The sequence below is a fragment of the Caballeronia sp. genome, from assembly GCF_049581465.1.
GTDB lineage: Bacteria > Pseudomonadota > Gammaproteobacteria > Burkholderiales > Burkholderiaceae > Caballeronia.
Genome location: NZ_JBAUSA010000251.1, coordinates 1 through 5,627 on the forward strand (window position 1 = coordinate 1; position 5,627 = coordinate 5,627).

Sequence of the window (5,627 nt, forward strand, 5' to 3'; positions counted from 1 at the left end):
GACTGGACGCGCGCGGCGGCGCATGTGATGAGCCCGCCGTTTCGCTCGGGCGAGCATCGCGAGGCATTGTGGCGCGGCCTGCAATCGGGGCAACTGCATACCACGGCCACGGATCACTGCGTGTTCTGTGCATCGCAAAAGGCCATGGGCCGCGAGGACTTCACGAAAATACCTAACGGTTGCGGCGGTGTGGAAGATCGCATGTCCATTCTTTGGCATCACGGCGTGAACAAGGGACGCCTGACTCCCAATGAGTTCGTGCGCGTAACGTCGACGAATGCGGCGCATATCTTCAATTTGTTTCCCCGCAAGGGTGCCATCCAGGTCGGCGCGGACGCAGACCTGGTGGTGTGGGATCCGAGCGCAAGCAAGACGATCTCGGTCAAGACGCATCATCAGAAGGTGGACTTCAATGTGTTCGAAGGCATGACGGTGCAGGGCGTTGCAACGCATACGCTGACGCGTGGCGCATTGGCCTGGGCGAACGGGGATCTGCGTGCTGTCCGTGGTGCGGGGCAATACCTGAAGCGTCCGCCCAATGGCGCTTACTTCGATGCAACCCGGATTGCGAACCGGTTGAAGGAGCCGCATCCTATTCACCGGGCAGGGGACAAAATCGTAAAGGCGGCGTGAAGCAGGGCGGAATGTTGGGATAAGCCGGCGCTTCGCGCGCCGGCTTTTTTACGACCCCGCTTTCTACGCGATCATTTCGTCGCGACTTCGCCTGCGCGGACGAACCGCGCGTGCGTTCGCGGACGGCGGCACAACGCCCGCGCGATCTTGTTACGATGCTCATGTCCCGGCTCTTTCCTCTTCGCTCATGCCTACCATTCGGGTCTCATTGCGCTCAGTGCTCTTTGCGTTTGCCGCGCTGGGGGTTGGCTTTCCCGCTGCGCAGGCCGCCAATCCCGACGCGCTATGGCACATCGTCCACGATTTTTGTGAGCCTGCCGCGCAGGGCGCCAACGTGCCGCAAAAATGTGTCGATGTCGAATCCGCGAACGGTTTCGCTGTCCTCAAGGATATCAACGGCGTCGCGCAGTATCTGCTCATTCCCACGGCACGCATCACGGGGATTGAAAGCCCCGACCTGCTGACGCCCACGTCGCCCAATTATTGGCGCGACGCGTGGCAAGCACGACGCTTTGTCGAAGCGAAGATCGGTCGCGATCTGCCGCGGGATGGACTATCCCTCGCGGTCAACTCGACCAGCGGGCGAACGCAAAATCAATTGCATATTCACATCGATTGCCTGGCGCCGGACGTCGTCACCGCCCTGCGCGAACAAGGCCCCACGATCGGCACTGCGTGGATGCCGTTTCCCACCTTGCTGCGCGGACACACGTATCGCATCCGGCGTATCGACGACGCCAATCTCGATTCCACCGATCCCTTTAAACTCATCGCCCCCGATGTCGCCCTGCAAGGACAGCTAATGGCCGATCAGACGCTCTTGCTGGCGGGTGCCATCGCGCCCGACGGCAAGCCGGCATTCTTTCTCCTCAACGATCACGTCCAACGCGAAGGCGGCGACTTCGCGTCATCGGAGGAACTGCAGGACCATAGCTGCGCGATTGGGCGTGCATCATCATGAACAAGATGCGAACTATTGGAATGATCGGTGGCATGAGTTGGGAATCGACCGCTGAATACTATCGGTTGATCAATCAGGACGTGCGCCAGCGGCTCGGCGGCTTGAGCTCTGCTCAAGTACTCCTGCATAGCGTGAATTTCGCTGGGATAGAGCGCCTGCAACGCAACGGGCAATGGAATATTGCTGGCATCCGGCTTGCCGAGGCCGCGCGGAATCTCGAAGCGGGCGGCGCGCATTGCATCGTGCTCTGCACGAACACCATGCACCTCGTTGCGCCGCAAATTGCCGAGGCGGTCTCGGTGCCGTTTCTCCACATTGTCGATCCGACGGGCATTGAAGCGCACGCTCGCGGCTTTCGCACGCTTGGCTTCATTGGAACTGCGTTCTCGATGCGCGAAAGCTTTTTCCGTGATCGCCTGCAAGAGCGCCACGGCATTGCGACCATCCTGCCGGAACCGGCCGAGCAAGCGGTCGTGCACGACATCATCTATCGTGAGCTTTGCATGGGGATAGTGACGGAGGAATCGCGCACGCTGTACCGCAGCGTGTTGCAGGGTCTTGCGGCTCGCGGCGCCGACGCGATCGTGTTGGGATGCACGGAGATCATGCTCCTGGTCCGCGATTCGGACAGTCCGGTTCCGCTCCTGGATACCACGATGCTTCATGCTCGCGCCGCCGTGGATTTCTCTCTCGCGCAGAGCTAAGCGGTCGCGGCTCGATTTGCACGCTTCATGCCTGCGCTTGACGTCCTTGGTGTGTGAAAGCGCGGACGCACGCCTTCAACCACAGCCTCCGGCAACACCTGATGCAGCGTGCGAACGGTGAAGTCGAGGTCCTCGGGCGCCACGTCGAAGACCAGCCGCAGGTCGTCGTGATCGCGCCGCGCGTGACTGACGTACACGCCGAGCGGCGAGTGGAACAAGCGCCTGATGCGCTCCCGGGCCGCCTCGTCCTGCTCGCTGCGCACGACCGCCGAAAGCTGGACCCGTGACACAATTGCACCCGAAAGCGCTTTAGATGAGCGCGGATTTTCCGTAGCGTCGTGGCCTTCGATTCGTTCAAGGACAAAGTTCATTGCGCGAAAACTCCCTCTGGTCTGGATGTTTCCAGCTTAGAGGTGTAGGCGTAAACACCGCATCAAGAAAACACGCGGCGTTATAAATATCGTTCAGTCGATCCCGTGAAACACGGCGTCATCGGGGCCGATGTAAGCCGGCGATTTCCACGCTGCGTCGCGCATGGAATGCTGTACCTGTCGTTCCACGCCCAACAAAACCGCAAATATCGCCATGCGAACCGGAATGCCGTTGTCGGTCTGCCTGAAGATCGCGAGTCGCGAATCGTGGTTCAGGTCGGTGCTCAGGTCGTTTGCGCCGGGCCGGCCGTCGCGCGGCAACGGATGCATGATCAACGTGTCCGGTCCGCATACGCTATCGACAAGCGCCTGGTTGATCTGGAAATCGGGCGTGTAGCCTTCGATCGATTCGTCGGCGAACCGCTCTTTCTGGATGCGTGTTGCATACACCACGTCGGCCCCTCGCAATCCCGCGTGCAAATCCGAAGTCTGTTCGACTACGTGATCGCCGCGAGCAATGTGATCGAGAATCGATGCAGGCATTTCAAGCGATTCCGGCGATATCAGTGTGAATTTCAGGCCACGATACAACGAGAGCAGTTTGGCAAGCGAATGGACGGTTCGACCGTATTTGAGGTCGCCGACCATCGCGATATGGGAACCGTCAACGATCTTTCCCGTGCGCGAAAATTCGCGCTGGATAGTGTACAGGTCGAGCAATGCCTGGCTGGGATGTTCGCCAGGACCGTCGCCTGCATTGATCACGGGAATGTTCGTTGCCCGAACGAATTCGGCAACCGATCCTTTTTCCGGATGCCGCACGACCAGTGCGTCGGCATAGCCGCTGATCACTCGGCTGGTGTCATAGATCGACTCGCCTTTTGCCATCGATGAAAACGTGAAGCCGGTCGTGTCGCATACCGATCCGCCGAGTCGGCTGAACGCGGCGCCGAAACTCACGCGCGTGCGGGTGCTCGCTTCGAAAAACAGGTTCGCGAGTACGGCGCCTTCGAGCACACGGGTGATTTTCTGGCGCCGTGCGATGGGTTGCATGATGTCGGCGACTCTGAACAGCGCATCGACCGAGTCACGGGAAAACTGATCGACCGAAAGCAGATGCGGTTGGCCTTCGTAAAGAATAGAAGCGGACTGTACGCGCTGCGTAGGTTCGCCACCCGACGGGATGCGCTCGAGAATTTCCTCCACATAGCGGCTGGCAATTTCCGGCATGACGCGGGATTCCGCCGATTCGTCCGGCAGGAGCCATGTGTCGAGGGCTCTGCGTGAAACGCCAATCCGGTTCGCGAACGCGTCGCGCGTCATATTGAGGCGACGCATGGCGTCGCGCAAAACCGTTTGTTGTTGGATGTTCATATCGGCGGCCCGGTAGGTTATATACGCGGTGCGTATATTAATTCACTCGCCGAAAAGGTGCAATACCACGTCCCTTCGTTGCGCTGCACGCCGATGTTCGAATACGTAGATCCCCTGCCAGGTGCCCAGCACCATCCGTCCTGCGTCGACTGGAATCGACAATTGCACTTGCGTCAGCGCGGTGCGCAGGTGCGCCGGCATGTCATCCGGCCCTTCCGCATCGTGGATGTATCGACCCGGCGCTTCCGGCGCGAGGGTTTCAAAAAACTGTTCGAGATCCGTGCGTACGTCGGGATCGGCGTTCTCCTGGATCAGCAGGGAAGCTGACGTATGGCGAATGAATACGGTCAGCAAACCGGTCTGTACATCCTGCCGCTCGATCCAGTGGCGAACATCTCGGGTGATTTCGTGGAGGCCGCGCGTTCGCGTGGCCACGCTCAGATGATGGAGCGCCTGCTTCATGTCGATATCTCCGAAGGGAATTGCGCGCCGGAATAATGTCGCGCGTGCCCTTGGAGTTTACCGGTCTGAGGCATTCAGCGGCGGCACGCCCGTCCCTGAGCGTGCGCCAATGTTTGAAAGGTCGAGCGTTTTAGCTCTACCTGATTGAGCCTCCTTCAAACCTGGCCGTTTGCCATTTCAGCGGCATCTGCTTTTTCCAAGCAATCGATATAAGAATTGATCGTTTAGCCCGCATGCAGCGAGTTGCTAACATCGAGCGATCCTTATCCACGCGTGCATAAAAGCCTCGAACGCTGTCCAACTCAAACGCGTTTCACATGCCACCGAGACGGTCTAGCCGGCGCGCATCGGCGTGCTGCCGCTCTAACCCCGGCCACCGATCCGTGGGCGCAGTGGCAAGCGGCATTCGACGCCACTTATCGCACGCAAAAACCGAACTCTACGCAATTCATCGAAGGAAGCCGCATGTCCAATCACCGCGCCACGCCCGACAACGCGCAAGCCAATCCGTCGCGCCGACGGGCAATGCTTACTCTTGCTGCATTAGGCGCGGCGGCAGCGAACGCCTCGCTAGGGGGCGCAGCATTGCTTGCGAGCCAGTCGGCGCGTGCGGACGGTTCGGCAAAAACGTTTCGCATCGGCTATCAAAAATACGGCAATTTCGTGGTGTTGAAAGCACGCGGCACGCTTGAGAAGCGCTTTTCGGCGCAAGGCATAACGATTCAATGGCTTGAGTTTCCCGCGGGTCCGCAACTGCTCGAAGGGCTTAACGCGGGCGCCGTGGATGTGGGCACGGTGGGCGAAACGCCGCCTATTTTCGCGCAGGCGGCCGGCGTGGATTTCGTCTACGTGGGCAATGAGCCGCCTGCGCCGCACGCCGAGGCGATCATTGTGCCGCATGACTCGCCGATCCATGCCGTGGCCGACCTGCGCGGCAAGAAGGTCGCCTTGAACAAGGGCTCGAATGTTCACTACCTGCTGGTCGAAGCGCTAAAAAAGGCTGGCTTGTCGTACGTTGACATCCAGCCGGTCTATCTCGCTCCTGCCGATGCCCGCGCGGCATTCTCGCAGGGGAGCGTCGATGCGTGGGCCATCTGGGATCCCTATCTCGCGGCTATTGAA

7 protein-coding genes are annotated in these 5,627 nt (G+C 59.9%); 4 read left to right on the forward strand and 3 right to left on the reverse strand.

The window, feature by feature from the left end:
• The 3 genes from WCA53_RS06230 to WCA53_RS06240 all read left to right on the forward strand — a co-directional run.
• A partial coding sequence (locus WCA53_RS06230; RefSeq protein ID WP_423906982.1) for an amidohydrolase family protein occupies positions 1-633 on the forward strand: 633 nt, incomplete at its 5' end.
• Between the two features lie 187 nt (positions 634-820).
• Positions 821-1,594 (forward strand): CDP-diacylglycerol diphosphatase, encoded by a 774-nt coding sequence (locus WCA53_RS06235; protein ID WP_423906985.1) that lies wholly within the window; start codon positions 821-823, stop codon positions 1,592-1,594.
• Positions 1,591-2,298, forward strand: coding sequence for an aspartate/glutamate racemase family protein (locus tag WCA53_RS06240; RefSeq protein ID WP_423906988.1), 708 nt, complete (start codon positions 1,591-1,593; stop codon positions 2,296-2,298). Before WCA53_RS06235 ends, WCA53_RS06240 begins: the two co-directional genes overlap by 4 nt.
• On the opposite strand, the gene WCA53_RS06245 is transcribed toward WCA53_RS06240, so the two are convergent.
• The 3 genes from WCA53_RS06245 to WCA53_RS06255 all read right to left on the reverse strand — a co-directional run bounded on the left by WCA53_RS06245 (position 2,295) and on the right by WCA53_RS06255 (position 4,505).
• Positions 2,295-2,669, reverse strand: a complete 375-nt coding sequence (locus WCA53_RS06245) for a hypothetical protein (protein WP_423906990.1) — start codon at positions 2,667-2,669, stop codon at positions 2,295-2,297. The two genes, WCA53_RS06240 and WCA53_RS06245, sit on opposite strands and share 4 nt — an antisense overlap.
• 93 nt (positions 2,670-2,762) lie before the next feature.
• Positions 2,763-4,043: an aspartate carbamoyltransferase gene (locus WCA53_RS06250; protein WP_423906992.1), complete on the reverse strand. Its 1,281-nt coding sequence runs from the start codon at positions 4,041-4,043 to the stop codon at positions 2,763-2,765.
• 42 nt (positions 4,044-4,085) lie between these two features.
• Complete coding sequence (locus WCA53_RS06255) at positions 4,086-4,505, reverse strand: secondary thiamine-phosphate synthase enzyme YjbQ (RefSeq protein ID WP_423906994.1); 420 nt, start codon at positions 4,503-4,505, stop codon at positions 4,086-4,088.
• 465 nt (positions 4,506-4,970) lie between these two features.
• Between WCA53_RS06255 and WCA53_RS06260 the strand changes: the two genes are divergently transcribed.
• Positions 4,971-5,627: aliphatic sulfonate ABC transporter substrate-binding protein (locus tag WCA53_RS06260; RefSeq protein WP_423906996.1), on the forward strand; the 657-nt coding region annotated here is incomplete at its 3' end.

What these genes read in the sequence shown, in the direction of transcription:
- WCA53_RS06235 (WP_423906985.1), top strand. Translation starts at nt 821, where the DNA reads ATGCCTACCATTCGGGTCTCATTGCGCTCAGTGCTCTTTGCGTTTGCC.
- WCA53_RS06240 (WP_423906988.1), top strand. Translation starts at nt 1,591, where the DNA reads ATGAACAAGATGCGAACTATTGGAATGATCGGTGGCATGAGTTGGGAA.
- WCA53_RS06245 (WP_423906990.1), bottom strand. Translation starts at nt 2,669, where the DNA reads ATGAACTTTGTCCTTGAACGAATCGAAGGCCACGACGCTACGGAAAAT.
- WCA53_RS06250 (WP_423906992.1), bottom strand. Translation starts at nt 4,043, where the DNA reads ATGAACATCCAACAACAAACGGTTTTGCGCGACGCCATGCGTCGCCTC.
- WCA53_RS06255 (WP_423906994.1), bottom strand. Translation starts at nt 4,505, where the DNA reads ATGAAGCAGGCGCTCCATCATCTGAGCGTGGCCACGCGAACGCGCGGC.